Source organism: Microbacterium sp. Cr-K32, from assembly GCF_000708345.1.
Classification (GTDB): Bacteria; Actinomycetota; Actinomycetes; order Actinomycetales; family Microbacteriaceae; genus Microbacterium; species Microbacterium maritypicum_A.
Genome location: NZ_JARD01000028.1, coordinates 424,864 through 449,361, shown reverse-complemented (window position 1 = coordinate 449,361; position 24,498 = coordinate 424,864). Strand labels below are relative to the sequence as shown.

Genomic DNA, 24,498 nt, shown 5'->3' with positions numbered 1-24,498 from the left:
TCATGGTCTACGAAGAGCGCAATGCCTGGGCGGGACTCATCGTCAGCCCGATCGTGATGGTCGTCTACGTCGTGCTGGTGCTCCAGCAGGCCGGGGGAGGGCCGCTCACCGCTGTCGACTGGTTCCCGCTCATGCTGTGGGTGATCGGCGGCGGCATCGTCGCGACGATCATCCTCAGCGTCGGGTGGGGCATCATCGCGGGGCTGAGAGACCCCGACGGTGTCGGCCGTTCCGACATCCGCGACCGCGACATCAGCCGCATGGGCGGCCGAGTGGAGCAGGCTTTCGTCGTGATCGCCGGTGTCGGGGTCATCGCGCTGTGCGCCGTCGGCGCCGATGTCTTCTGGATCGCGAACACCATGTTCGCGGGCTTCGCGGTGTCGGCGTTCATCGGCGGCATCGCCCGGGTGGTCGCCTACCGGCGGGGCCTCGTCTGATGGTCAAGCCCACCCGCGTCTCGAACACCATCCGCGCGCATCGCGAACAGGCCGGACTCACCCAGGCCGAGCTCGCGCGCACGGTCGGCGTGACGCGCCAGACCCTCATCGCGATCGAGCAGCAGAAGTACTCGCCGACACTCGAACTCGCCTTCCAGATCGCCCGCGCGTTCGGCGTGGGGCTCGACGACATCTTCGAATACCCCGACACGTCAGGAGCATCATCATGAGCCGTTCGATGAAGGCGTGGCGTCGGGAGACGTACGGTCCGGCCGACGGCGTCGCCCTCGAGCGCATCCCGGTTCCGACGCCCGGCCGCGGCGAGGTGCTGCTGCGGGTGCGCGCCACGGCGTTGAACGCGGGCGATGTGCGCCTCCTGCTCGGCGATCCGCTGCTCGTGCGTCCGGTGTTCGGCTTGACCCGCCCGAAGCACCCGGTGCGCGGGATGGAGGTCGCGGGCACCGTGGTCGCCGTCGGACCCGACGTCGTGGGCGCGGAGATCGGCGAAGACGTGGTGGGTGAGCTCGTCGGCGGCGGAGGTCTCGGCGAGTACGTGAGCGTTCCCGCCGCGCGGCTCGTTCCCGTCCCGACCGATATCGTCCCGGAGACCGCCGCGTGCCTCCCGGTGGCCGGGGGAACCGCCTGGCAGGCGCTCGACCTCGCGGGCGTCGGCCTCACGCAGCGTGCTCGCGCCGATGGCGCGCCGAGAGTGCTGATCATCGGTGCCTCCGGAGGGGTCGGCACGTTCGCGGTGCAGCTCGCAGCTCTCCGCGGCGCCGAGGTCTGGGCGACCTGTCGTGATCGCAATGCCCCCCTGATCGAGCAGCTGGGTGCGGTGCGCACCTTCGACCACCGGACGTCGCCCCTGAGTGCGCTGCCGGACGGCCGATTCGATGCGATCGTCGACATCGCCGGAGGGATGCCGTTGCGGGAGCTGAAGCGCCTCGTGGTGCCCGGCGGCACGGTCGTACTCGTCACGGGCGACGGGGGACACGTGCTCGGCCCGATCCCGCGGATGCTCCGCGCGGTGTTCCTGTCGATCGGCTCGCGGAGCATCCGACCACTCGCCGCGACGCCGCGTCCCGAGGTGCTGGCGAAGCTCCTCGAACTCGTCGCCGATGGCCGCGTGGTTCCCGTGATCGAGCGGGAGTACCCCTTCGCCGAGGCATCCGCCGCTCTCGCCCGTCTGGAAGCGGGCCACACCGTCGGCAAGCTGGTGGTCACCGGCTCCGCCCTCTGACCCTCCGGTCGCACCCTCTGCATTGTTCCGGTCGCACTTCCTGCCGCCTTCAGACGCTTTCGGCGGCAGAAAGTGCGACCGGAGCGATCGGGGGCCGGGGCCGGGGGCGGAGGGGAACGGTCGGCGCTCTGGCGGCGTACAGGGGGCGGGTGACAGAATGGACCTCGGCGTGCCCGAGTCGCATCTTCCCCGACGCCCGCTCGATCGAGCGAAGGGTCGAAGGACCGCCGGGCCCCTGGACAGCGTCCGCCGCGCCCGTCCCACGAGGAGAGCACCCATGTCGACGCCTGAAGCCGCCGTCTCCACCGCCCCCGCCCGCACCGCGCACCACCGCCGCTATCTCATGTGCAAGCCGGAGCACTTCACGGTCAACTACTCCATCAACCCGTGGATGGAGCCGACCAAGCCCACCGACACCGCCAACGCGGTCGCGCAGTGGCAGAAGCTCTACGACCTGTACATCGAGCTGGGCCACGAGGTCGAGCTCATCGAGCCGCTTCCCGGCTACCCCGACATGGTCTACACGGCCAATGGCGGATTCCTCATCGACGGTCGCGCCTACGTGCCCGAGTTCCGTTTCGTCGAGCGTCAGGGCGAGTCGCCGGCCTTCGCCGACTGGTTCCGTGCCGCCGGCTACGACACGGTGATGCCGAAGGAGGTCAACGAGGGCGAGGGCGACTTCCTGCTCGTCGGCGACGTGATCCTGGCCGGTACCGGCTTCCGCTCCACGGGCGACAGCCACCGCGAGGTCGGCGAGGTCTTCGGGCGCGAGGTCGTGTCGCTCAACCTGGTCGACCCGCGTTTCTACCACCTCGACACCGCGATCGCCGTGCTCGATCCGGTGCAGGGTGTGGAGAACGGCGGCCCGGAGCGCGCGAACATCGCCTACCTCCCCGGCGCCTTCGACGACGCCAGCCGTGCGATCCTCGAGGAGCGCTTCCCCGACGCGATCCTGGTCTCTGACGAGGACGGTTCGGTGTTCGGCCTGAACTCGGCGAGCGACGGCTACAACGTGGTCATCTCGCCGAGGGCGAAGGGCTTCGAGAAGCAGCTGCGCGAGCGCGGCTACAACCCGATCATGGTGGACCTGTCCGAGCTGCTGCTCGGCGGCGGCGGCATCAAGTGCTGCACGCTCGAGCTGCGGGGTGCGAAGTGACCGCGGTCGACGAGACCACGGGAACAGCGACCCCGGGAACAGCGGCCACGGCGGGAGAGGCGGGCACCGAGCCGCACGTCGCCCACAACTACCACCCGCTGCCGGTGAACATCGCCCGCGCGGAGGGTGCGTGGGTGACCGACGTCGAGGGCAAGCGTTACCTCGACCTGCTCGCGGCGTACTCGGCCGTGAACTTCGGCCACCGGCATCCGGCCCTCGTCGCCGCGCTCACCGAGCAGCTCGGCCGGGTCACGCTCGTCAGCCGTGCGTTCCAGAGCGACCGGCTGGAGCCGTTCGCCGCGGCGCTCGCGGAGCTGGCGGGCAAGGATCTCGTGCTGCCGATGAACACCGGTGCCGAGGCCGTCGAGACCGGCATCAAGGTCGCCCGCGCCTGGGGTTATCGCGTCAAGGGCATCCCCGAGGGCAAGGCGCGCATCATCGTCGCGGCCGGCAACTTCCACGGCCGCACGACGACGATCGTCAGCTTCAGCGACGACGACACGGCGCGTGACGACTTCGGCCCCTACACGCCGGGCTTCGATGTGGTGCCGTACGGAGATGCGGATGCCATCGCCGCTGCCATCACCGACGACACGGCGGCCGTGCTGGTCGAGCCGATCCAGGGCGAGGCCGGTGTCGTGATCCCGCCGGAGGGCTACCTCCGCCGCATCCGCGAGATCTGCGACGAGAAGAACGTGTTGTTCATCGCCGACGAGATCCAGGCGGGGCTCGGCCGCGTGGGCGAGACCTTCGCGTGCGATCGTGAAGGCGTCGTGCCCGACCTGTACCTCCTGGGCAAGGCGCTCGGCGGCGGCATCCTCCCGGTATCCGCCGTGGTCGGCGACGCCGACGTGCTGGGCGTCATCCGACCGGGCGAGCACGGGTCGACGTTCGGCGGCAACCCGCTGGCCGCGGCCGTGGGCCTGCGCGTGGTCGAGATGCTGCAGACCGGTGAGTTCCAGGAGCGGGCGCGCGCACTCGGCGCCCACCTGGAGCAGGCGCTGCAGCCGCTGATCGGGCACGGCGTCACGGCCGTGCGCATCGCCGGGCTCTGGGCCGGCGTCGACATCGATCCCGCGAAGGGCACCGGGCGTCAGATCGCCGAGAAGCTGCTCGAACGCGGCGTGCTCGTCAAGGACACGCACGGACAGACGGTGCGCATCGCTCCGCCGCTCGTGATCCGCGCGACCGAGCTCGACTGGGCGGTGGAGCAGCTCAAGCTCGTGCTGGGCGCCTAGGCCCGACGCGCAGAACCCTACCCGCGCGGCTCGACGCGACACGAGCAACGCCACCGCAGGGGAGGGCCGTCTCTGGGGATGGACGGCTGGCGGTGGCGTTGCCCTCGTGCACGCTCAGGCGGGCGGGGAATCCGGATCGAGCGTCTTGAGGGTGTCCTCTTCGGCGGCGTTGTCCGCGTCGAGCTGATCCTCGGTGTGCTCGTCGCCACCGAGCGCTGCGCGATGGCCCTGGCCGGCGTCGCCCTGGATGGCGCCGCCCGTGGATTCGCCGCGCGAGCTGTCGCCCTGGATGGCGCCGCCGGTGCCGTCGCCCTGGCCCGAGTCTTCGTCCGGTGCTCCGACGCCGGGCGCGCCCTCTGCCGGATCCTGCGGATGGGGGGTGCGTTCCGTGTTCTCGTCCATGCACAGACGGTACGACCGGTCGCCCCGGGTCGTGCAGGGCGTTGACAAATCCCGCGACGAGGGTCAGTCTCCGAGGTTGCGCTTCTCGGCGGTGCGGATCGGCGTGGTCACGGCGGCCTCGTCGCTGAACTCGATCGGGTCGACCTCGATCACGCGAAGCGGGCGGGTCTCGTCGAGCGTGAGCAGGAACCGGCGGTTCTCGTCCCGGCGGAGTCGGCCGGAGGTCGCGACCCAGATCACCCCGATCGCGCAGGCCACGAACCCGGCCGTGCCACCGAGCATGATCGCGGCCCGCGGGCCGAACGTGTCGGCGACCCATCCCGCGATGGGGGCCCCGATGGGGGTAGAACCCATGATGACGGCCATATACAGGGCGAGCACGCGTCCGCGCAGAGCGGGGTCGGTCGTGATCTGCACGTAGCCGTTGGCGGTGGTGAGCAGCGTCACGATCATGAAGCCGGTGAAGGTCAGAGTGACGGCGTAGGAGGCATACGTGGGCATGGCCGACGACACGAACGCGGCGATGCCGAAACCTCCGGCAGCGAGGATCACCACGCGCACTCTGGCGCGATCGCGCCGGGCGGCGAGGAGCGCCCCGATGAGGGATCCGATCGCGAGTACCGAGCTGAGCACGCCGTAGCCGTCGGCGCCCGCGCCGAACTCGAGCGCCATGGTCGAGGCGAAGATCGGGAAGTTCATGCCGAAGGCGCCGATCAGGAAGACCGTCACGAACACCACGCGCAGGTCGCTGCGCCCCCATACGTACCGGAACCCGTCGGCGAGCCCCCCGCGATTGCGGTTCTTCAGACGTGGGGCGAGCAGGCTGCGGCGCATGAGCAGCAGGGCGAGCAGCATCGCCAGGAACGTCGCCGCGTTCACGATGAACACCCAGCCCGAGCCGATCGCTACGATCAGCAGGCCGCCGACGGCGGGTCCGACCATACGGGCGAGGTTGAACGACGCGGAGTTGAGGGCCACCGCGTTGGAGGTGTCGCCGGTGGAGACCATGTCGGAGACGAACGCCTGTCGAGCCGGAGCGTCGAACGCGTTCACGATGCCGAATCCGAGGGCGAAGCCGAACATCATCGGCAGGGTCATGAGGCCGCCCAGCAGCAGCGCGCCGACCGCGATCGCGAGGGCGAGCAGCGCCGACTGGGTGGCGAACAGGATGTGCCGCCGGTCGAAGCGGTCGGCCACCCACCCGGTCAGGCTCACGAGCACGAGCGGGGGCCCGAACTGCAGGGCCATCGTGACGCCCATCGCGGTGGCGTCGTTGTCGGTGAGCTCGGTGAGCACCACCCAGTCCTGCGCCGTGGCCTGCATCCACCCGCCGACGTTGGAGATCAGGGCGCCCGCGAACCAGATCCGGTAGTTGATGTTCGCGAAGGAGCGGAACATGGCGCTCATCGCTCCACCACCCGCCTCATCAGGGCGCTGGCTTCACGCAGCGTGGTCAGCTCGGCCTCGGAGTAGTCGACCTCGCGCAGCATGTCGGCGAGCAGCTCGTCGCGACGGCGGATGGTCTCGACGACGATCTCGCTGCCGGCCTCGGTGATGTCGACCTGCACGCGGCGGCGATCGTCCTCATCGGGGGTGCGCACGACGAAGCCCTGCTCTTCGAGGCCGTTGATCGTGCTGGTCATCGACGGTGCGGTGACGCGCTCGCGCTGGGCGAGGGTCGAGATCGTACGGCGTCCGTTCATGCGCAGGTCGGCGAGCACCGCCAGCTGCGCGTCGCTCATCGAGTCGGCGGCGCGGGCGCAGCGAAGGCGGCGGGCCAGCCGGAACGTGGCCATGCGAAGGTCTGTGGCGGTGAGGTCGAGGGATTCATCAGACGCAGACATTACTTAGATAGCCTATCTAATTTTCCGGATGCCGGCAGGAGAGCGGGCACAATGGAGGGGTGACCCGATCGCTCGCCTTGGAAATCGCCGTGCAGGACCCCGCCGGAGTGCGGATCGCCAAGGAGGTCGGCGCTGCACGCGTCGAACTCGCCACCGCCCTCGCCCTCGGCGGACTCACCCCGTCGCCGGCGACGCTCGAACTCGCCGTCGAGGCGGCAGGAGCCGACGGCCCCGAGGTGCACGTGCTGATCCGCCCACGCGCGGGTGGATTCCACTACGACGACGACGAGCTGGCGGTCGCCGAGCTCGACGTGCGCCGTGCGATCGCCTCCGGTGCCTCCGGTGTGGTCATCGGTGCCCTGGATGCCGACGGGCGTCTCGACCTGTTCGCGATGGCGCGTCTGCGTGATGCGGCCGGGGGAGCGCCCGCCACGCTGCACCGTGCGATCGATGTGACGGCCGACCCTGTCGCGACACTGCAGAGCGCCCGCGAGCTGGGCCTGCGTCGTGTGCTCACGTCCGGGGGAGCGTCCGCGGCGATCGACGGCATCGACACGCTGCGTGCCCTCGTCGCCGCAGCCGAGGGCGAGATCGAGATCATGGCGGGCAGCGGCGTCGACGTGGCCAGCGCCCCGGTTCTGGCGGCGGCGGGGGTCGATGCGATCCACTTCTCCGCCAAGCGCGCCGTGACCCAGGACGGCGGCGTGCGCATGGGCTCCGCCTCCGACGGGGTCGGCGGATACGAGGTCACCGATCGCGACATCGCCTTCGCGATCCGGGATGCCCTCGCGCGGTAGCCGCCCGCCTCGCCCGGTAGCCGCCCTCTCGCGTGATGGGTAGGCTCGCACCGTGATGGATACCCGTGAGTTCACCGATGCCTATGGCGTCGACATCGTCTACGACGTCCATCCCGCCGAGGGGACTCCCCGCGGCGTGGTGCAGCTGCTGCACGGCGTCGGCGAGCACGCGGGGAGGTACGGCGCGCTGATCGCGGCGCTCACCGCTGCCGGTTTCCATGTCTACGCCGATGACCATCGTGGACACGGTCGCACCGGCATCCGTCAGCACGGCGGCCCGGAGAAGCTCGGCCGTCTGGGCAAGGGCGGGCTGCGCGCGGCCGAGGACGCCGTCTGGCAGCTGACGGGCATCATCCGCGACGAGAACCCCGATCTGCCCCTCGTGCTGCTCGGTCATTCCTGGGGTTCGTTCCTGGCGCAGATGCTCGTCAACGACCACCCGGAAGCCTGGGACGCCGTCATCCTCTCCGGCTCGGCACTGCGGATGCCGGGGTCGCTCAACGCCGCGCCCCTGAACGCGCGCTGGGCAGGCGAGGGCGCGACCGGTCTCGAATGGCTCAGCCGCGACCCCGCCGTCTGGGCCGCGTTCGATGAGGATCCGCTGACCACCGACGTGCCGCTGCTCAAGCTCTTCGGCCCGATCGAGGCCGCGAAGCTCTACGGTCGTCCGGCCAAGGACCTGGGACACGACATCCCGATGCTGCTGCTCGTGGGTCGCGACGACCCGGTGGGTGGACCCCGCAGCGTGCACAAGCTCGCCGACGAGTACCGCAGCCGTTCCGGTCTCACCGACGTCACGACGCTCGTCTACCCGGATGCGCGGCACGAGATCTTCGCCGAGCTGCAGCAGGAAGAGGTGCGCGCCGACGTGCTCGCCTGGCTCGACACGCACATCCCCGCGCGCTGAGACCCACGTCGCCATCGGCGAGACCCACGGCCCGCGCCCACACCCACCGTGGCGCGCGTACGTGAACATGGGTGTCGGCGGAGAGCGTGGGTCTCGGTGTGAGATCTTTCCGACGATGCCGGTATGACGCGGCGTTACGCGCGGTGAAGGCGTGTGACACGACCGCCTCGCCGGCCGCGGAGCCCCCGTAGATTCGGGGCAATATTCCGCGCATGAGCGAGGAGAGCCCCCGCTGTGTGGTTCCCTCGCCGGGAGGGAGCGCTCCGTTGAGCTTCGTGAAGGACTGGCAGGACTGGCACGCGTCACGCGAACGCTATGCGGGCTCGGAGTACGGTCCGTCGGCGCTCGAGTCGACGAACTGGCTCATCACCGAAGCGGCGGCCGTCGACGGCATCCCCGGGCTCTGGGCGCTCACCGGCGACGGGGGTATCCGTGGCAGCGAGCTCGGCCAGGCGGGATCCACCGTCGTGCTGCGCGGAGGCGAGAGCATCCGTCTCGGCCGGCGTGAGCTGCGGGTGTTCGAGCGCCACGGCACGCTCGCCCTGCGTGTGCTGAATCCGGCGCGCCCGCAGCGCGAGTGGTTCACGGCGATCGACGCCTACGCCCCCGATGAGCGCTGGCGGCTGCCGGCCGTGTTCGAGGAGACCCCGGACGAGCGGATCGTGATCACCTCGGTCGACGGCGATGCGCGCGAGACTCCCGTCGCCGGGCGGCTGCGGTTCGAGCTGGCGGGGGCGCCGCAGACGCTCACCGTGACCAGGAGCGCTCAGGGCGCGTTGAGCGCGGTGTTCGCCGACGGGACGAACGGGCTCGAGACCTACCGCTTCCGCTTCCTCCCTGTCGACGAACCCGCCGCCGACGGCACGGCCGTGATCGACTTCAACCGCGCCTACCTGCCACCGTGTGCGTTCTCGGATCAGTTCGTGTGCCCGCTGCCGCCCGCCGGCAACAGGTATTCGACGCCGATCAGGGCGGGAGAGCGCGTGGTGGTGCTCGGAGGCTGACCGCCGGAACGAGGGCTGCGCGCCTTAAGCTGGAACCGTGCACGGTGAATACAAGGTCCCAGGGGGAAAGCTCGTCGTCGTCGACCTCGAGATCGAAGACGACCGGATCTCGCGCTTCCGCCTCGCCGGAGACTTCTTCCTCGAACCCGACTCGGCGCTCGACGACATCAACGCCGCGGTCGATGGGCTGCCCGTGGAGTCCGATGCGACCGCGATCGCGACCGCGGTGCGCGCAGCCCTCCCCGACGGGGCTCAGCTGCTCGGCTTCACACCCGAGGCCGTGGGCACCGCGGTGCGCCGCGCACTCGTGACCGCCCCGGGGTGGCGTGACTTCGACTGGGAGATCGTGCACGAGAAGGCGGTCTCGCCGCGCATGAACCTGGCCCTCGACGAGGTGCTCACCTCCCGCGTGGGCGAAGGGCGCCGCCGACCCACCCTGCGCATCTGGGAGTGGGACGAGTCGGCCGTGGTGATCGGCTCGTTCCAGTCGTACCGCAACGAGGTCGACCCCGAGGGTGCCGCGAAGCACGGATTCGACGTCGTCCGCCGCATCTCCGGCGGGGGTGCGATGCTCATGGCCGCCGGGCAGATCATCACGTACTCGCTCTATGTGCCGGCATCCCTGGTCGCGGGGATGACCTTCGCCGACTCCTACGCCTTCCTCGACGACTGGGTGCTGCAGGCGCTGCGCTCGCTCGGCATCGACGCGGTCTACCAGCCGCTCAACGACATCGCGAGCCCGACCGGCAAGATCGGCGGTGCCGCCCAGAAGCGCCTCGCCAACGGCGGCGTCCTGCACCACGCCACCCTCTCGTACGACATCGACGGGCAGATGATGACCGAGGTGCTGCGCATCGGCCGCGAGAAGCTCAGCGACAAGGGCACTGCATCCGCCGCCAAGCGCGTCGATCCGCTGCGCAGCCAGACCGGACTCGAGCGCGCCGAGATCATCGAGCGCTTCAAGGACACCTTCCGCTCGCTGACCCATGCCGAGACCGGTTCGATCTCTGCGGACGAGTACGCCGACGCCGAGGCGCTCGTCGAGTCGAAGTTCGCCACCGAGGCGTGGCTGCATCGGGTGCCGTGACGGCGCCGGACCCGGTTGTTCCCGCCGCGGCGGACCCGCAGGGCGCGGCGCCTGACGTCATGCCGGTGATCGCGCCGGTCGTGCCGGGGGCGGTGACGATCGTCGAGGGCGACAACCTCGCCGTCGCGGCGACCCTGCCCTCCGGGTCCTTCAGCCTGGTGTACCTCGATCCGCCGTTCAACACCGGCCGCACGCAGGAGCGGCAGGTGGTCACTGCGCGGCGGACGTTCATGACTCAGGAGGAGAGCGCGGATTCAGGCACGGCAGCCGTCCGAACCGGGAACACGGAGCCGGTCGTCCTGAGTTCTGCACCGGGTGCCGGCGAGTCCGAGCCGGGGACCGAGGTGCGGCACGGCTTCCACGGCCATGCGTACGAGCGCGTACGCGGGATGCTGCGTGCCTATGACGACCGCTTCGACGATTACGGCGCCTTCCTGATGCCGCGGCTCGAGGAGGCCTGGCGGCTGCTCGCCGACGACGGCACTCTGTACCTGCACCTCGACTATCGCGAGGCGCACTACGCGAAGGTCATGCTCGACGCGGTCTTCGGACGCGACTGCTTCCTCAACGAGCTGATCTGGGCCTACGACTACGGTGCCAAGTCGCGCAGCCGCTGGCCGACCAAGCACGACACGATCCTGGTCTACGTGAAGAACCCACGGGAGTATGTCTTCAACTCCGACGAGGTCGACCGCGAGCCGTACATGGCGCCCGGGCTGGTCACGGCCGAGAAGGCCGCGCGCGGCAAACTCCCCACCGACGTCTGGTGGCACACCATCGTGCCGACGACCGGACGGGAGAAGACCGGCTACCCCACGCAGAAGCCCGAGGGGATCCTGCGGCGTATCGTCACGGCGTCGAGTCGCCCCGGCGACCGGGTGCTCGATCTGTTCGCGGGGAGTGGCACGACGGGAGCTGTCGCCTCGGCGCTCGGCCGCGACGCCGTGCTCGTCGACGACAACCCCGAGGCGGTCCGGATCATGAGGGCCCGAATGCCGCACGCCGTCGCGACGACGCTCGACTGAGGCGGGTCGTCAGGCCGGACGCAGCAGCACCAGGAACTGCTCGATCTCGGCGGCCATGTCGAGGGACGGATCGAGCATCCACGCGGCCTGGAGCCCGTCGGCCAGGGCGTGCAGAGTACGCACCACCCAGGCGGGGTCGAGGTCGTCGCGCATCCGTCCGGCTTTCTGGTCTTCGGCGACCTGGGCGCGGGTGAAGGCCTCGACCCGCTCGGTGCGCTCGCGGAAATAGGCGTGGGCGGGGTGGGAGGGGTCTCCGGCCTCGGCGGCCAGCTGTGCGTACAGCTGCACGAGACCGGGTACCGAGGTGTTGTGGCGCATGACCGCGAGGAACGCGGAGGAGGCGTCTTCGCCCGCGTATTCCTGCTCGTCGCGGTCGTCTCTGGCGCGGAGGATCGCGACGAAGAGCTCTTCCTTGCTGCCGAAGTAGTGCAGGAGTCCCGCGGGGCTGAGTCCGGCGGCATCCGCGATCTCGCGTACGGAGGCCCTGCGGTATCCGTGCTCCGCGACGACGGCGAGGGCGGCCTCGAGGATCTCCTCGCGTTTGGCGACACCCTTCGCATACGCCCCTCGTGTCGCCATGGCTCCAGGGTAACCGTCACGACCAGATCACAAAAGCCAAACAACGTTCGTGAATGACTTGCGAAGGGTGGAGACGATCTGTCAGCATGTCGGGTGAATACCGAACATCGTTTGGTATTGATCCGATCCGCTCAACATTCCGCTCAACGAGGAGCCGACATGTCCGTGTCCCCGCTCGACCCCGCCGCCGAACTGGCGCCGACCGGCACCATCCGCGCCGTCCCGCCCGAAGCGGGGGAGCCGGCGGCGAGTCCGCCGGCGAACCGGCGGCTGCTGCCCAGCCTGCTGATCGCCTCCCTCACGCTGTTCGCCACCTACGGCGGACTCATCGCGATCCTTCTTCCCAGCCAGATCCTGATGATCGACGAGGCGAACAAGGTCGGCAACCTCGCCGTCGTGACCACGATCTCCTTCGTGTTCACGCTGTTCGCGCAGCCGATCGTGGGGGCGTTGAGCGACCGCACGCGCTCGCGCTTCGGACGCCGCGTGCCGTGGATGGTGCTCGGCGCGATCATCGGCGGCATCTTCCTGTTCGGGCTGGGCTCGCTGACCGACATCCTCTGGATCACGGTGTTCTGGGTGATCATCCAGGTGGCGCTGAACTTCTTCCAGGCGCCCCTGACCGCGATCACCGCCGATCGGTTCCCGCGTTCGAAGCGCGGCGGGGCGAGCGCGATGATCGGACTCGGCACGCAGGTCGGCATGACCGTCGGCATCATGCTCGCCGGTGCCTTCGCCGCGCAGATCGGCATCGGCTACGCGGTGTTCGGCGGTGCCGTGATCGTGGCGGCACTGCTGTTCGCACTCGTGAACCGCGACTGGTCGTCGAAGCACGCGGCCGTGGATGCGTTCCGCTGGGGTGCATTCTTCCGAGGATTCTGGATCGACCCGCGCCGTCACCCGGACTTCGCCTGGGCGTTCGCCGCGCGGTTCCTGCTGATCCTCGGTTACTTCGTCGTCAGCGCGTACCAGCTGTACATGCTCACCGACTACATCGGCCTGCCGCTCGCGGATGCCCAGGGGGCCGTCGTCACCCTCACACTCGTGGCCTTCATCCCGACGCTCATCGCGATCGCCCTCTCCGGGTGGTGGAGCGACAGGGTCGGGCGCCGCAAGGTGTTCATCTACGCCGCCTCCGCCGTGATGGTCGCGGGCCTCGCGATGCCGCTGCTGCAGCCGAACATGACCGGCATGGTCCTGATGAGCATCATCAACGGCGTCGGTTTCGGCCTGTACATGTCGGTGGATGCGGCGCTCATGACCGAGGTGCTGCCGAACGAGGGCGTCTCGGCGGGCAAGGATCTCGGCATCCTCAACGTCGCGACCAATGTGCCGCAGGCGTTGAGTCCCGCCATCGGCGGTGTCATCATCACCTCCGTCGGCGGCTACGCGATGCTCTTCGTCTTCGCGATCGTGTTCGTGATCCTCGCCGCCGTCGCGACCGCGCCGATCAAGGGAGTGCGCTGATGACCGGGAATGAGCAGGAGAATGCTGTGATGACGGATACCGACTTCGAGACGACCGCCGACTTCGTCGAGGTGGCCACGGCCGCCGGACGGGTGCGGGGCCGCTGGCGCCCGACCACGGGCGGGCGCGGGAATCCGCGGTCGGCGGCGTTCCTGGGCATCCCGTTCGCGGAGGCGCCGATCGGCGCGCTGCGTTTTCAGGCGCCCGTGCCGAAAGCGCCGTGGGAGGGAGTACGCGATGCGCTCGAGTTCGCCGCCACGGCCCAGCGCGGCGACCCCGGGGTGACGCTCATCCCCGAACCGAGCGTCGAGGGCGACTCGACGCTCAACGTGAACGTCTTCACGCCGGACCCGACCCCTGCCGCGCAGGGCGCCGGTCTTCCCGTTCTCGTCTGGATCCACGGCGGCGGATACTTCGCCGGCTCACCCGCGAGTCCCTGGTACGACGGCCGCAACTTCAACCGTGACGGCGTCGTGACCGTGTCGCTCTCCTACCGCCTGGGCTTCGACGGCTTCGGCTGGATCGAGGATGCCCCCTCGAACCGGGGCGTGCGCGACTGGCTGCTCGCCCTCGAGTGGGTGCAGCAGAACATCGCTGAGTTCGGCGGGGATCCGTCGCGCGTCACGATCGCCGGGCAATCCGCCGGCGGAGGAGCCGTGCTGACCCTGCTCGGCATGGAGAAGGCGCAGCATCTGTTCCACGGCGTGTACGCGATCTCCGGTGCGCTCGCCGACGTGGCTCCGGCCCGCGCCGAGGCCTTCGGGCGCGGACTCGCCGCAGCGGCCCGGGTCGCGCCCACCGTGGCCGGGTTCTCGACGCTGTCCGAGGACCGCATCCTCGAACTGCAGAAGAAGGCGACCGAGCTCGGTCCTGATTCGCTCGGGAGCGTGGTCGAAGAGGGCCTTCCGCTCGGTCCGGCCGTCGACGGCGACCTGCTGCCACGCCCGAAGCGTGAGGCCCTCCGCGCCGGTGTCGGTGCCGACAAGCCGCTCGTGATCGGTGCGACCGACGACGAGTTCACGATGGTCTTCGCAGGCTCCGAGAAGAAGCTGCGCTGGGTGCCGAGGTCGCTGCTGTTGAACAAGCTCGGCTTGCCGAAGAGTGCGCGTCGGCAGTACCTCGCCGCCAACGCCGACATCACCGGACTCGGCAACGCCCGGGTGGGCGGTCGGCTGCTGACGGACCGGATGTTCCGCTCGGCGCTGCTGAAGATCGTCGCCGACCGCGGCGCCGCTCCCACCTGGCTGTACCGCTTCTCGTGGCCGTCCGGACACTTCGGCTTCGCCGAGCACTGCCTCGATGTGCCGTTCTTCTTCGACTGCCTCGACGGTCCGGCGATGGAGCCGCTCGCGGGTCCGAACCCGCCGCAAGAGCTGGCTGACGAGGTGCACGGCGCCGCTGTCGCGTTCATCGTCGGGGGAGACCCCGGTTGGCCGCGTCACCAGGGATCGAAGGGCATCGCGCGGGTCTACGACGTGCCGACCCGCGACATGTCCGATGCCTACGCTTCCGTGCGGCCGCTGCTGGGAACGCCGTCGTGACCACGGCTGTCGCGGTCGGGGATGCCACCCGACCGGTGGCCTCGCCGCGCCCTCGGTGGATGCTGTGGACCGCTCTCGGACTGCTCGCGGTGTTCGTGGCTCTCGCGGTCGGCGTGCTCGCAGCGCCCGATGCGCCGTTGACGCAGGGCCTCGACGACCTGTGGCGCAGAGGTGTCGGGGTCGGGCCGGAGTCGACGCTGCCCGGCTTCGTGCTGGCGCAGATGTTCCAGCATCTCGGTCAGCTCCCTGGGGCGGTGCTCATGATGATCCTCCTCCCGCTCGTGCTGTCGCTGATGGGGCGTTGGCGTTCCGCGCTGTTCGTGATCGCGGTGCAGCTCGCCGGCCCAGGGCTGCTGTCGCAGCTCACGAAGAACCTCGTCGACAGGCCGCGCCCGGCCGAAGATGCGGCCGGTGGACTCTTCGGACCGCTCGTGCAGGTCGACCACGGTTCGTTCCCGTCCGGACATTCCGTGAGCATGGCCGCGATCATCATCACGGTGCTCGCGCTGATCCCGGCATCCGCGGTCTGGGCGCGCCGCGTCTGGATCGTGCTCGGAGTGCTCCTGGCCGTCGGCATGGTGTGGCAGCGCACGCTCATCAACGCGCACTGGTTCACCGACACGTGCGCCGGACTGATCGGCGGGGCGGCGGTCGCGCTCCTCCTCTGGTGGGCGTTCCTGCCCTGGCTGCGGCGCGATCAGGAGCGCCGCGTCTGGTTCCTTCGGAAAGGCTGATCTCTCGCCTTCGAATCGCGCGAACGCTCCATCGCGCCCGGGGAAGCAGCCCTTCGCGCGATTCGAAGAGCGTCAGGTGATGTAGATCTTGCGGAGGGTCTCGGTGACGGTCCAGGTGGTGCGCATGCCCTCGGCGAGGCGCACGACCGAGCCGGGACCGACCTCGAGGTCAGGCAGTCCGGACGAGGCGAACGCGATCGTGGCGCGGCCCGACAGCACGACGAACACCTCGTCGGCCTCGGTGTCGGTCGCGGTGCCGGGGGTCATCTCCCAGACGCCGATCTCGGTCCCGCCGAGTGTCGCGAGTTCCTGCGCGGCGGTCGTGGGCGCGCCGGCGAGCACCTCATCCGCAGGCAGTGACTCGTGTGCCAGAGGCAGGGTTGCGGCATCCAGTCCCGCCCCGGCGGCGAGACCGTTCACGAGTCGAAGCCCATGCCGACGGCGTCGAGCGTCTTGAGGAACAGGTTGCGCCTGCCCTCGTTGTGATCGGCCTGGTTCATCGCGGCGCGGACGAGGTTGACGCCGATCGAGGCGGCAGGCTCGGGCGGGAAAGGGATGGGCTTCTCACGCACCATCCGCAGCGCGGTGCGCTCGGTCTCCTCACCGGACAGCTTGTCGAGCATGACGTCGGCCGCGAAGCGTGCGGCCCCGACGCCGAGCCCGGTGAAGCCGGTCGCGTAGGCCACGCGGCCCTTGCGGGCGGTGCCGAAGAACGCGCAGAAGCGGCTCGACGAGTCGATCGCTCCGGCCCAGCGGTGGGTGAAGCGCAGGCCCTCCAGCTGCGGGAAGGTCGTGAAGAAGTGCGAGGCGAGCTTGCGGTGGCTCTCCATGCGGTCCTCGTACTCCGCGCGCACTTTGCCGCCGAAGTGGTAGATGGCGTCGTAGCCGCCGAACAGGATGCGGTTGTCGCCCGTGAGCCGGTAGTAGTGGAACTGGTTCGCGCTGTCGGCGAGCCCCTGTCGGTTCGACCAGCCGATCGAGGCCAGTTGCTCGGAGGAGAGCGGCTCGGTCATCAGCACGTAGTCGTACACGGGCACGGTCATCAGGCGGTTGCGTTTGAGGAGCGAGGGGAAGACGTTCGTCCCGAGCGCCACGGCATCCGCGATCACGCGGCCGTTCGCAGTGACCAGCGTGATCGGTCCCGATCCGTCGCCCTCGATGGCGCGGACCAGACTGTGCTCGTAGATCTCGACGCCCAGGTCGGCGGCCACGCGGGCCAGCTCCACAGCCAGCTTGGCCGGATGCACCATCGCGCAGCCGTCGCGGTCCCAGTCGCCGGCGAGGAACGTCTCGGAGTGCACCTCGGCCTGCACCGCTGCGCGGTCGAGGAAGCCCGGCTCATCGCGGTACCACTCCACCTGGTGGGGCTCGATGGCGACGGCCAGCTGTCCGGTGCGCTCGAACTCCGCATCCATCCGGTAGTGCTCGACGGTCTCGCCGATGGCGTCGAGGTTCGCGTGTCCCAGCTCTTCGAGGCGGTCGATCTCCTCCGGCCAGCGGTTCACGCCGTTCTCGTGTCCGTGTGTGAGGCTCGACTCGCAGAAGCCGCCGTTGCGGCCGGAGGCCGCCCAGGCGATGCGCGAGGCCTCGAGCAGCACGACGCGGCGTTCGGGGTCGCGCTCCTTGGCGCGCACCGCCGTCCACAGTCCGGCGTACCCGCCGCCGACGATGGCGAGGTCGGCGCGGACCGTGCCGTTCAGCCGCGGATGTGTCGGCCGGTCGACGTCGTCGAGCCAGAACACCCGCAGCGCGGTGTCGCGGAGGGAGTCGTCGATGACGGACGGCGACGGCTGCTGACGTTCGAAGACGGTGGTGCCCATGGTTTCTCTCCGTGGTGTGCGGGTGCGAGGTACGGGAGCGGGGTGCGCGTCAGCGCGTGCCCCAGTTGTAGAGGTCTTTGTAGAGACCGGCGTAGAGCATGCTCTCGGTGTGGGTGATGCCGGGGATGGTGCGGATGCGGGTCGCGATGAGGTCGATCAGGTGCTCGTCGTTCTCACACACGGCCTCGACGAGGATGTCGAACGTGCCGAGCGTGACGACGACGTACGCCAGCTCGGGGATCCGGGTGAGTTCTTCGGCGATCTCTCGCGGATCGCCCGAGACGCGGATTCCGATCATCGACATACGGTGGAAGCCGAGCTGCATCGGGTCGGTGACCGCGACGATCTGGATGATCCCGGCTTCAGTCATCCGCTGCACCCGCTGGCGCGCCGCAGCCTCGCTGAGGCCGACCTCGCGGGCGATCTCGGCGTAGGGGCGTCGCCCGTCCTCCTGCAGCAGCTCGACGATGCGCTTCGAGATGTCATCAAGGGCAGGCTGGGAAGACTTCGTACTCATGTGTCGATATTGTCAGTCATTCCCACCCTCTGCAACTGATTCAGTTGTTTCATATTGCTGGATCTTCAGATTCCGTACTGATGTCGGTACGATGGCGCCATGCCCAGTCATCTTCTGAAGAACTCCGCGCCGCTGCAGAACTTCATCGGCGGCCGTTTCGTCGACGCGAGTGGTGCCGAGCGGATGCCGCTCCTCGATCCTGTCACCGAAGAGACGTACGGGGAACTCCCGGTGTCGGACGCCGTCGACGTCGATGCCGCCTACGCCGCCGCATCCGCCGCCTTCCCGATCTGGCGCGATACCACGCCCGCCGACCGCCAGTTGGCGCTGTTCCGCATCGCCGATGAGATGGAGGCGCGGGCGGAGGAGTTCGCCGACCTGGAATCGCAGGACACGGGTAAGCCGCGCGCGAGCCTGGTGGCCGACGAGATCATGCAGTCGGTCGACCAGTTGCGCTTCTTCGCGGGGGCGGCACGCAGCCTCGAGGGTCGGGCAGCGGGGGAGTACCTCGCCGGTCATACCTCGTTCGTGCGGCGCGAGCCGGTCGGCGTGATCGGTCAGGTCACGCCGTGGAACTACCCGCTGAACATGGCCGTGTGGAAGATCGCCCCCGCGCTGGCCGCCGGGAACACCGTCGTGCTGAAGCCCGCGGAGTCCACGCCACTGACCACGCTGCTGCTCGCGGAGATCGTTGCCCGGCACACTCCCGCCGGCACGCTCAACGTCGTCCTGGGCGACCGGGACACCGGTGTCGCGCTGGTCGAGCACCCGACGCCGCAGATGGTGGCGATCACCGGATCCGTGCGGGCTGGTATGGCCGTGGCCCGTTCAGCGGCGAACGACGTCAAGCGGGTGCACCTCGAGCTGGGCGGCAAGGCTCCGGCGATCGTGTTCTCGGATGCGTCGATCGAGAAGGCCGTCGAGGGCATCATCACCGGTGCCTTCTTCAACGGCGGACAGGACTGCACTGCCGCCACCAGGGTGCTGGTGCACGAATCGAAGCACGATGAGCTGGTCGCCGCTCTGGTCGCCCGGGCGAAGACGCACGCTCGCACCGGTGGCCCGGACGAGGAGGGGGTGCTGTACGGGCCCCTGAGCAGTGCGGCGCAGCTCGCGCAGGTGCAGGGATTCATCGACCGGCTCCCCGCGCACGCGACGATCGAGACCGGCGGACGCCGCCAGGGCGATCGAGGGTACTTCTGGGAGCCCACGATCGTGTCGGGAGTACGACAGGACGACGAGGTCGTGCAGGGGGAGATCTTCGGACCCGTGCTCACGGTGCAGGCGTTCTCGGAGGACGACGAGGCTCTGCGGATGGCGAACGACGTGCCCTACGCGCTCGCCGCCTCGGTGTGGACCACGGATCATGCCCGGGCGATGCGGTTCTCTCGCGACCTCGACTTCGGCTGCGTGTGGATCAACACCCACATCCCGTTCGTGTCGGACATGCCCCACGGCGGGTTCAAGCACTCCGGCTACGGCAAGGACCTGTCGCAATACGGGTTCGACGACTACACCCGCATCAAGCACGTCATGAGCGCTCTCGACTGAGGGGCGCCCGAGGTTCCGGAAGGCGGGAAGTTCCGGAAGGCGCGAGGTCAGGCAGGACGGAGGTGCCGGAAGGTGCGAGGTCAGGCGCCGAGCAGCTTCACGCGACGATGCTCGCGCAGTGTGAGCTGGGGGCGTTCCTCGATCTTGATCGCGCCGTCTTCGATCCAGCCGTGGCGGGCGTAGAACGAATCGGCGCGTTCGTTGCCGTCGAGGACCCAGAGGTAGGCGCGGTTGTGGCCGGCCTCGGCGATCCGCTGTTCGGCGGCTTCCAACAGGGCGTGACCCGCGCCCGTAGACCAGGCGGCGGGATCGGCGTAGATGCCATACACCTCGCCGTCGGCGACCCCGTCGGGGTCGCGTCCGGAGCCGAGTGAAGCCCATCCGACGATACGGTCGTCGCGCAGGGCGACGACGGTCCCGAGGCTCGTCGGCAACGGTTCGGCGAGGGTGCGACGCCAGCCCACAGCTCTCTCGTCGATGGAGAGGCCGTCGAGCACGGCTTGGTCGATGAGCCCGCGATAGGCGACCTGCCACGAGCGGACATGCACCCCGGCGATGTCGTCGGCGTCCTCCGCGCGGGCGTTGCGGATCTCCAGGGAGCTCATCCATCCACCCTACGGTGAACCGCAGACGGGAGAAGGGGGGCGGTCGACGCCGATCAGCTCACGTTCTTCTTGAGCCACGGCAGCGGGTCGACGGGCGCGGTGTTGATGTGCACCTCGAAGTGCAGGCAGGAGCCGAACACGTAGCCGGTCGATCCGACGTCGCCGATGTACTGCCCCTCGTCGACGCAATCACCGACCTCGACCGCACGGCTTCCGTACGTCATGTGCGAGTAGACCGTGCTCACGGCCTGCCCGTCGACGATGCTCTCGATCTGGATCGTCACGCCGTAGCCCTGGTAGCTCTCCGTGGACCGTGAGACGCAGCCCTTCATGGCGGCATTGATCGGTGTGCCGACCGGGGCGGCGAAGTCCTGCCCGAGGTGCGAACGTCCCGGCCGCGAGGCGCCGAAGCCGTCGGTGAACGAGTAGGTCCCATCGGCCATCGGCATCACGATGCGTCCGGCGAGGGGGATGTCCATCGCGCTCGAGAGCGGCATGCCGGCGGCGACTGCTGCGGCGGCGGCGCGCGAACGGGTCTCCTTGATCTCCTCGGGCGTGGTCGCGGAGAAGTTGCCCCGTGGGTCGATCACAGCGCGGATCTCGGACTTCGCCGTGTAGGACTGCGCGGTGCCATCGGCGAGGGTCGAGACGCTGGAGCTGGCGGCGGCGGCAGGGCCACCCGCGGGGTTGAGGGCGGGAAGCGCTGCCCCGGTGATCATCACGCCGATCGCCAGCGTGGCGCCGAGCGCCTTGGTCTTCGCCCACTGGCGCTTCTGTCGCCGGGCTTCGCCGCGAGAGGTCGCGGCCGTCTTCGGCGTCGACTTCAGTGCCATGTGGCGGGGGCGCAGGCGAGGATCCCAGGCGCGAGGGGTGTGGGGAGCCTGTGGCTGTGGCTGTGGCAGTGGCTGTGCGCGAGGGGGAGCCGCGTCGGGTGCGGCCTGGACTGTCTCCGGCGCGGGGGATGTGGGGGTTGCAGAGGATGCGGGTTCCGTGTCTGCTTCGTGCGTGGGCCCTGTGACTGCTGCGGAGGCGGCGGCCGGATCGGGTTCCGGGGTCGTCTCCGGTACCGCAGCAGCATGGGCGGTGTTCGCCGGGCGGCGACTCTGCGAGTCCGCGGAAACGGAGCGTCGAAGGTCACGCCGCAAAAGCGGTCGGGATGAGTCAGGGACTTCGGTGGGAGCTTCCGAGGCGTCGTGATCGCGCTCGGGTGGCAGGGAATTCGTGACGGGATCCTTCCGGGAGGCTGGCGTGCGCGGCGGTCGATCCCCCCGGATGCCACCGTTACCGATCTGTAATTTAATTCGCGAAACCGCGAGCGTCAAATCGAGGGTGGATGATTCGACTCGCCTCTCGGTCATCGGTGCTCTTGCTCATGGGCTTCTGTGTGTGGGTCGTGTCGATGCGCATGTACCGATTCTGCTTCCGGCGTCGGACCTTCGGGGGTGGCAGCATCACGCCTCTACCTGAGATGTGGAAAGACGGATTCGGGGCGAGTTCGTGGAGGACGCATGAGCTCTACGCGTGTTCCGGAATATTGCTCTGATCGGGGTTTATCCGGGAAGGAATGTCGGTACCCCCGAGTTGACTCGACCCATGAACAACCCCGTGGAAGTGCTCGAACAGGTGGTGACCGACCTGGATGCCGTGTTGCACTCTGACGCGATGGCGGTGATGTCCGATGCGGTGAAGATGGACCTGTTGCGTGTGGCGGGTGAGGTGCAGCGGCGGGCGGAGGCAGTCGTCGTGGAGGCGGTCGCGTCGGTCGATGGGCGTCCCGCCGGGTCGGGAGAGGCCGGATTCTGCGGGAAGTTCGGGTGCCGGACGATGAGCGAGTTGCTGCAGCGGGTCCTGCGGACGGACGGGCCCGGTGCAGGGCGGATGATGAAGGCGGCGCGGGCGGTGCGCCGGGAGGTGGAGTTGTCATCCGGGTTCCGCTCGCCCGCGCGATGGCCCGAACTGCGGGCGGCGCTACTCGACGGGGCCCTCGGTGTGGCCGGGTTGTTGGCCGCGATCGGGCCGGTGGAACAGGCCGGGATCCGTGTCGGGACAGCAGACCGGTTGCTCGCGGACGGGGAGCTGGCGGCCTACTCGCGGGGGATCCCGGCCGCGGGTGCGAGTGCACAGGACGTTCCAGGAGCGGATTCGGGTGCGGGCGTCGAAGGAGACTCCGCGCCGGCGGCGACGCCGGAGGACTTGAGGATTCTGGCGCAGGTCATCGTGCAGTACCTCGATCCTGATGGCGCCGAACCCGCGGACGACATCGCGATGCGCGCCCGGGGGATCGTCTTGGGGCGGGCGAAAGACGGGGTCATCCCGGTCCGAGGCGGGCTCCTGCCCGAAGTCGCGGGACAACTGCAACGCATCTTCGACGCTCACCTGAATCCGAAAGTCGACGGGCCTCCCCTCCCCGGAGTGATGTTCCGACCCTCGGAAGAATCCCCCTGTCGCGATACCGAGCCCACGGGGCCAGACGACGGTGACCTTCCATCCGGTGATCCGGGCCGAATGGTCGACACCCGATCTCGGGCGCAGAAGCAGCACGACATCCTCGCCGCCGCGCTCGGGATCGCCGCCCGCCATGACGACATGCCTCGCCTCGGAGGCGCCGCCCCGACCCTGGTCGTGACCGTCGCTGCCGACGACTACGCCACGGGAAACGGATGGGCCCACATCGACGGCATCGACACCCCCGTTCCCATCCGGGTCGCCGCGCACACCGCCTGCGCCGGCGGAATACAGCGCGTGATGTTCGACTCCGGCGGGCGCATCATCGGGATCGGCGCCACCGACCGGATCTTCACCGCCCATCAACGCCGCGCGATCGCCATCCGCGACGGGGAATGCCTCATTCCCGGCTGTCATGTCCCCGCCACGTGGTGCGAGATCCACCACGTCCAAGAGCATGCGCGCGGCGGGCCCACCCACACCGACAACGGCGTCGCTCTCTGCTGGCACCACCACCGCACCCTTGGCACCAGCGGATGGGAGATCCGCATGCGCCACGGCATCCCGCACATCCGTGGCCCCGCCTGGTGGGACCCGACCCGGCAGTGGCGAACGCGGCGATCCCGAGGTGGCGGGCGCAGAGAGCCGGCCATCAGCAGCGCGGCACCACTCAGGGTGTGACGCCACCACTCAGGGTGTGAATTGTTGCCACCGAGCCGACTCGAGCCGTGCCGTGCCGTACCGTGCCGTTTCGAGCCGAGCCGAGCCGCGCCGACTCGAGGCTCTGATCGTGACCGTGACCGTGACTTGCCCCACGGCACTCACCGGCACCGGAATCGGCGCGAAGTCTCGACTGGTGCGACGCGATGTGGCATGCTGGCGGGCACTGCGCCCGCCTCAGAAGCCGGGTGAAGTACGCGAAACGAGAGGCGCCTCCGGAACACCTATGTCCAGACCACTCGCGGGACCGCAGGGCCTGCTACGCACGCTCAACGGCCGCGCGATCCTGGAGGCCCTCGCCCGCAGCGGCCCGCAGACCCGCTCGGAGCTGATGTCCGCCACGGGGTTGTCGCGTACCGCTGTGACTCAGGTGCTGCGGATGCTCGAGAACGCCGGAGCAGTCGCGCCTGCGGGAGTGGACCGGGACACGAGGGGTCCCGCCGCCGGACGTGTGGCCCTGCATCCGCGCCTCGGATTCGCCGCGGCCGTGCACGTCGATCACCACGCGGCGCACGTCGTGCTGGTCGACGCGACCGGGATCGTGCGGGCGGAGGCGCACTCGCCGTTCCCCGACGCCGAGAACCGTGTCGCCCACATCGTCGGGCTCGTCGATGAGTGCCGCCGTTCGTTGAAGGCGGCGAAGGGCGCCGTGCACCTCGCGGTCGTCGGGGTGCCCGGCATCGTCACCGCTGACGGAGGCATCCGTGACGACCTCGGTCCCGACGGCGGCGCCTTCCGTGCGGCACTGGCCGCGGCCCTCGACTGTCCTGTCCGCATCGAGAACGACGTCAACCTCGCGGCCCTCGCCGAACTCACCGGCGGCGGAGGAGGAAGCCTCACCAGCTTCGCGCTGTTGCTCCTCGACGACGGACTCGGAGCGGGCATCGTGATCGACGGCGCGCTGCACCGTGGATTCTCCGGCGTCGCCGGTGAGGTCATGTACCTGCCGCAGACCCCCATCCCGATCGGTGCTCCCCTCGTGGGCGATGCAGTCGTCAGCGACCTCGCGCTCGGCGTCGGTCGCGATCCCGCCGCATCTCTCAGCGATCATCTGGAGGCCGCAGTCCTCGGAGACGATGGAGCGCTCCAGATCATCTCCGAGGTCGCCCGCCGCATCGTTCTCGTGGCCGGGAGCGTCGGGCTGGTGCTCGACCCTGAGGCGTTCGTCCTCGGTGGCAAGGCGGCTCATCCCGTGCTCGTCGCTGCCATCGAGCGCGTCGCCGGCGAGTATGACGCGCAGCTCCCGCTGCGGTTCCTCGTCTCCTCCTTCGGGCCTGAGGCTCCGCTCATCGGCGCCGTCGACCAGGCTGCGGCCGCACTCCGAGGCGACCTCTTCACCCGGATCCTCACCCCCGCCCCCAAAAGCGCCCGCTGAACACCCC

Annotated in this window: 25 protein-coding genes; 16 read left to right on the top strand and 9 right to left on the bottom strand. The window is 69.4% G+C overall.

All coding sequences use genetic code 11. The annotated features are described in order from the left end of the window. Positions 1–2: 2 nt before the first annotated feature. The 5 genes from GZ64_RS0116620 to rocD all read left to right on the top strand — a co-directional run bounded on the left by GZ64_RS0116620 (position 3) and on the right by rocD (position 4,071). Positions 3–437 carry a hypothetical protein gene (locus GZ64_RS0116620; protein WP_029267735.1) on the top strand — a complete coding sequence of 145 codons (435 nt, stop codon included), beginning with the start codon at positions 3–5 and terminating at the stop codon, positions 435–437. Further along, positions 437–667, top strand: a complete 231-nt coding sequence (locus GZ64_RS0116615) for a helix-turn-helix transcriptional regulator (RefSeq protein WP_021200351.1) — start codon at positions 437–439, stop codon at positions 665–667. The genes GZ64_RS0116620 and GZ64_RS0116615 overlap by 1 nt, the downstream gene beginning before the upstream one ends. Further along, a complete protein-coding gene (locus GZ64_RS0116610; RefSeq protein WP_029267733.1) occupies positions 664–1,677 on the top strand; it encodes an NAD(P)-dependent alcohol dehydrogenase in 1,014 nt (337 codons plus the stop codon). The genes GZ64_RS0116615 and GZ64_RS0116610 overlap by 4 nt, the downstream gene beginning before the upstream one ends. 277 nt (positions 1,678–1,954) lie before the next feature. Continuing rightward, positions 1,955–2,833, top strand: a complete 879-nt coding sequence (gene ddaH, locus GZ64_RS0116605; protein WP_029267732.1) for a dimethylargininase — start codon at positions 1,955–1,957, stop codon at positions 2,831–2,833. Beyond that, a complete protein-coding gene (gene rocD, locus GZ64_RS0116600) occupies positions 2,830–4,071 on the top strand; it encodes an ornithine--oxo-acid transaminase (RefSeq protein ID WP_021200303.1) in 1,242 nt (413 codons plus the stop codon). The genes ddaH and rocD overlap by 4 nt, the downstream gene beginning before the upstream one ends. A gap of 114 nt (positions 4,072–4,185) precedes the next feature. Here the strand turns inward: rocD and GZ64_RS0116595 are convergent, their stop codons facing one another. From GZ64_RS0116595 to GZ64_RS0116585, 3 genes are all read right to left on the bottom strand, one after another. Further along, positions 4,186–4,473: a hypothetical protein gene (locus GZ64_RS0116595; protein WP_021200302.1), complete on the bottom strand. Its 288-nt coding sequence runs from the start codon at positions 4,471–4,473 to the stop codon at positions 4,186–4,188. A gap of 63 nt (positions 4,474–4,536) precedes the next feature. Continuing rightward, on the bottom strand, positions 4,537–5,871 hold the full coding sequence (locus GZ64_RS0116590) for an MFS transporter (protein ID WP_029267728.1): 1,335 nt from the start codon (positions 5,869–5,871) through the stop codon (positions 4,537–4,539). 5 nt (positions 5,872–5,876) lie between these two features. Beyond that, positions 5,877–6,317, bottom strand: a complete 441-nt coding sequence (locus GZ64_RS0116585; protein ID WP_021200300.1) for a MarR family winged helix-turn-helix transcriptional regulator — start codon at positions 6,315–6,317, stop codon at positions 5,877–5,879. A gap of 59 nt (positions 6,318–6,376) precedes the next feature. On the opposite strand from GZ64_RS0116585, the gene GZ64_RS0116580 reads away from it, so the two are divergent. The 5 genes from GZ64_RS0116580 (at position 6,377) to GZ64_RS0116560 (ending at position 11,137) form a co-directional block, all read left to right on the top strand. Beyond that, positions 6,377–7,114, top strand: a complete 738-nt coding sequence (locus GZ64_RS0116580; RefSeq protein WP_021200299.1) for a copper homeostasis protein CutC — start codon at positions 6,377–6,379, stop codon at positions 7,112–7,114. 55 nt (positions 7,115–7,169) lie between these two features. Continuing rightward, positions 7,170–8,021: an alpha/beta fold hydrolase gene (locus GZ64_RS0116575; protein ID WP_029259852.1), complete on the top strand. Its 852-nt coding sequence runs from the start codon at positions 7,170–7,172 to the stop codon at positions 8,019–8,021. 212 nt (positions 8,022–8,233) lie between these two features. After that, the gene (locus GZ64_RS0116570) at positions 8,234–9,025 is read left to right on the top strand and encodes a DUF1684 domain-containing protein (RefSeq protein ID WP_231479920.1); all 792 of its coding nucleotides are present in this window, start codon (positions 8,234–8,236) and stop codon (positions 9,023–9,025) included. Positions 9,026–9,062: 37 nt separating this feature from the next. Continuing rightward, positions 9,063–10,112, top strand: coding sequence for a lipoate--protein ligase family protein (locus tag GZ64_RS0116565; protein ID WP_029259853.1), 1,050 nt, complete (start codon positions 9,063–9,065; stop codon positions 10,110–10,112). A 59-nt stretch (positions 10,113–10,171) separates the two neighbouring features. Further along, the gene (locus GZ64_RS0116560; RefSeq protein WP_036331750.1) at positions 10,172–11,137 is read left to right on the top strand and encodes a DNA-methyltransferase; all 966 of its coding nucleotides are present in this window, start codon (positions 10,172–10,174) and stop codon (positions 11,135–11,137) included. A gap of 9 nt (positions 11,138–11,146) precedes the next feature. Here the strand turns inward: GZ64_RS0116560 and GZ64_RS0116555 are convergent, their stop codons facing one another. Further along, positions 11,147–11,716: a TetR/AcrR family transcriptional regulator gene (locus tag GZ64_RS0116555; RefSeq protein WP_029267725.1), complete on the bottom strand. Its 570-nt coding sequence runs from the start codon at positions 11,714–11,716 to the stop codon at positions 11,147–11,149. Between the two features lie 159 nt (positions 11,717–11,875). Here GZ64_RS0116555 and GZ64_RS0116550 point away from each other — a divergent pair, with 159 nt between their 5' ends. From GZ64_RS0116550 to GZ64_RS0116540, 3 genes are read left to right on the top strand one after another with little or no spacing between them, the layout of a single operon-like run. Then, positions 11,876–13,183: an MFS transporter gene (locus GZ64_RS0116550; protein WP_021200293.1), complete on the top strand. Its 1,308-nt coding sequence runs from the start codon at positions 11,876–11,878 to the stop codon at positions 13,181–13,183. A 29-nt stretch (positions 13,184–13,212) separates the two neighbouring features. After that, positions 13,213–14,724, top strand: coding sequence for a carboxylesterase/lipase family protein (locus tag GZ64_RS0116545; protein ID WP_029267724.1), 1,512 nt, complete (start codon positions 13,213–13,215; stop codon positions 14,722–14,724). Then, positions 14,721–15,458: a phosphatase PAP2 family protein gene (locus tag GZ64_RS0116540; protein WP_051668145.1), complete on the top strand. Its 738-nt coding sequence runs from the start codon at positions 14,721–14,723 to the stop codon at positions 15,456–15,458. The genes GZ64_RS0116545 and GZ64_RS0116540 overlap by 4 nt, the downstream gene beginning before the upstream one ends. Before the next feature lie 72 nt (positions 15,459–15,530). Here the strand turns inward: GZ64_RS0116540 and GZ64_RS0116535 are convergent, their stop codons facing one another. The 3 genes from GZ64_RS0116535 to GZ64_RS0116525 are packed head-to-tail and all read right to left on the bottom strand — an operon-like array spanning position 15,531 to position 17,795. After that, entirely contained in the window at positions 15,531–15,878 is a 348-nt protein-coding gene (locus GZ64_RS0116535) for a cupin domain-containing protein (RefSeq protein WP_021200290.1), read from the bottom strand. Further along, positions 15,875–17,278, bottom strand: coding sequence for an NAD(P)/FAD-dependent oxidoreductase (locus tag GZ64_RS0116530; RefSeq protein WP_029267720.1), 1,404 nt, complete (start codon positions 17,276–17,278; stop codon positions 15,875–15,877). Before GZ64_RS0116530 ends, GZ64_RS0116535 begins: the two co-directional genes overlap by 4 nt. Before the next feature lie 49 nt (positions 17,279–17,327). Continuing rightward, positions 17,328–17,795 (bottom strand): Lrp/AsnC family transcriptional regulator, encoded by a 468-nt coding sequence (locus tag GZ64_RS0116525; protein WP_021200288.1) that lies wholly within the window; start codon positions 17,793–17,795, stop codon positions 17,328–17,330. 99 nt (positions 17,796–17,894) lie between these two features. Between GZ64_RS0116525 and GZ64_RS0116520 the strand changes: the two genes are divergently transcribed. After that, a complete protein-coding gene (locus GZ64_RS0116520) occupies positions 17,895–19,346 on the top strand; it encodes a gamma-aminobutyraldehyde dehydrogenase (protein ID WP_029267717.1) in 1,452 nt (483 codons plus the stop codon). A gap of 80 nt (positions 19,347–19,426) precedes the next feature. On the opposite strand, the gene GZ64_RS0116515 is transcribed toward GZ64_RS0116520, so the two are convergent. Together GZ64_RS0116515 and GZ64_RS0116510 are read right to left on the bottom strand one after the other, a co-directional pair. Further along, a complete protein-coding gene (locus tag GZ64_RS0116515) occupies positions 19,427–19,951 on the bottom strand; it encodes a GNAT family N-acetyltransferase (protein WP_029267716.1) in 525 nt (174 codons plus the stop codon). Between the two features lie 53 nt (positions 19,952–20,004). Next, positions 20,005–20,784: a M23 family metallopeptidase gene (locus GZ64_RS0116510; protein WP_051668143.1), complete on the bottom strand. Its 780-nt coding sequence runs from the start codon at positions 20,782–20,784 to the stop codon at positions 20,005–20,007. Positions 20,785–21,544: 760 nt separating this feature from the next. Between GZ64_RS0116510 and GZ64_RS19540 the strand changes: the two genes are divergently transcribed. Together GZ64_RS19540 and GZ64_RS0116495 are read left to right on the top strand one after the other, a co-directional pair. Further along, entirely contained in the window at positions 21,545–23,077 is a 1,533-nt protein-coding gene (locus GZ64_RS19540) for an HNH endonuclease signature motif containing protein (RefSeq protein WP_051668141.1), read from the top strand. Between the two features lie 265 nt (positions 23,078–23,342). Further along, entirely contained in the window at positions 23,343–24,491 is a 1,149-nt protein-coding gene (locus GZ64_RS0116495; RefSeq protein WP_029267709.1) for an ROK family transcriptional regulator, read from the top strand. Positions 24,492–24,498 lie beyond the last annotated feature (7 nt).

Coding starts and splice junctions, on each gene's coding strand:
- GZ64_RS0116610 (WP_029267733.1), top strand. CDS start 664: ATGAGCCGTTCGATGAAGGCGTGGCGTCGGGAGACGTACGGTCCGGCC.
- GZ64_RS0116515 (WP_029267716.1), bottom strand. CDS start 19,951: ATGAGCTCCCTGGAGATCCGCAACGCCCGCGCGGAGGACGCCGACGAC.
- GZ64_RS0116615 (WP_021200351.1), top strand. CDS start 437: ATGGTCAAGCCCACCCGCGTCTCGAACACCATCCGCGCGCATCGCGAA.
- GZ64_RS0116545 (WP_029267724.1), top strand. CDS start 13,213: ATGACGGATACCGACTTCGAGACGACCGCCGACTTCGTCGAGGTGGCC.
- GZ64_RS0116595 (WP_021200302.1), bottom strand. CDS start 4,473: ATGGACGAGAACACGGAACGCACCCCCCATCCGCAGGATCCGGCAGAG.
- GZ64_RS0116575 (WP_029259852.1), top strand. CDS start 7,170: ATGGATACCCGTGAGTTCACCGATGCCTATGGCGTCGACATCGTCTAC.
- GZ64_RS0116510 (WP_051668143.1), bottom strand. CDS start 20,784: ATGGCACTGAAGTCGACGCCGAAGACGGCCGCGACCTCTCGCGGCGAA.
- GZ64_RS0116620 (WP_029267735.1), top strand. CDS start 3: ATGGTCTACGAAGAGCGCAATGCCTGGGCGGGACTCATCGTCAGCCCG.
- GZ64_RS0116520 (WP_029267717.1), top strand. CDS start 17,895: ATGCCCAGTCATCTTCTGAAGAACTCCGCGCCGCTGCAGAACTTCATC.
- GZ64_RS0116550 (WP_021200293.1), top strand. CDS start 11,876: ATGTCCGTGTCCCCGCTCGACCCCGCCGCCGAACTGGCGCCGACCGGC.
- GZ64_RS0116585 (WP_021200300.1), bottom strand. CDS start 6,317: ATGTCTGCGTCTGATGAATCCCTCGACCTCACCGCCACAGACCTTCGC.
- ddaH (WP_029267732.1), top strand. CDS start 1,955: ATGTCGACGCCTGAAGCCGCCGTCTCCACCGCCCCCGCCCGCACCGCG.
- GZ64_RS0116570 (WP_231479920.1), top strand. CDS start 8,234: ATGAGCGAGGAGAGCCCCCGCTGTGTGGTTCCCTCGCCGGGAGGGAGC.
- GZ64_RS19540 (WP_051668141.1), top strand. CDS start 21,545: ATGAACAACCCCGTGGAAGTGCTCGAACAGGTGGTGACCGACCTGGAT.
- GZ64_RS0116590 (WP_029267728.1), bottom strand. CDS start 5,871: ATGTTCCGCTCCTTCGCGAACATCAACTACCGGATCTGGTTCGCGGGC.
- GZ64_RS0116555 (WP_029267725.1), bottom strand. CDS start 11,716: ATGGCGACACGAGGGGCGTATGCGAAGGGTGTCGCCAAACGCGAGGAG.
- GZ64_RS0116560 (WP_036331750.1), top strand. CDS start 10,172: ATGCCGGTGATCGCGCCGGTCGTGCCGGGGGCGGTGACGATCGTCGAG.
- GZ64_RS0116525 (WP_021200288.1), bottom strand. CDS start 17,795: ATGAGTACGAAGTCTTCCCAGCCTGCCCTTGATGACATCTCGAAGCGC.
- GZ64_RS0116495 (WP_029267709.1), top strand. CDS start 23,343: ATGTCCAGACCACTCGCGGGACCGCAGGGCCTGCTACGCACGCTCAAC.
- GZ64_RS0116530 (WP_029267720.1), bottom strand. CDS start 17,278: ATGGGCACCACCGTCTTCGAACGTCAGCAGCCGTCGCCGTCCGTCATC.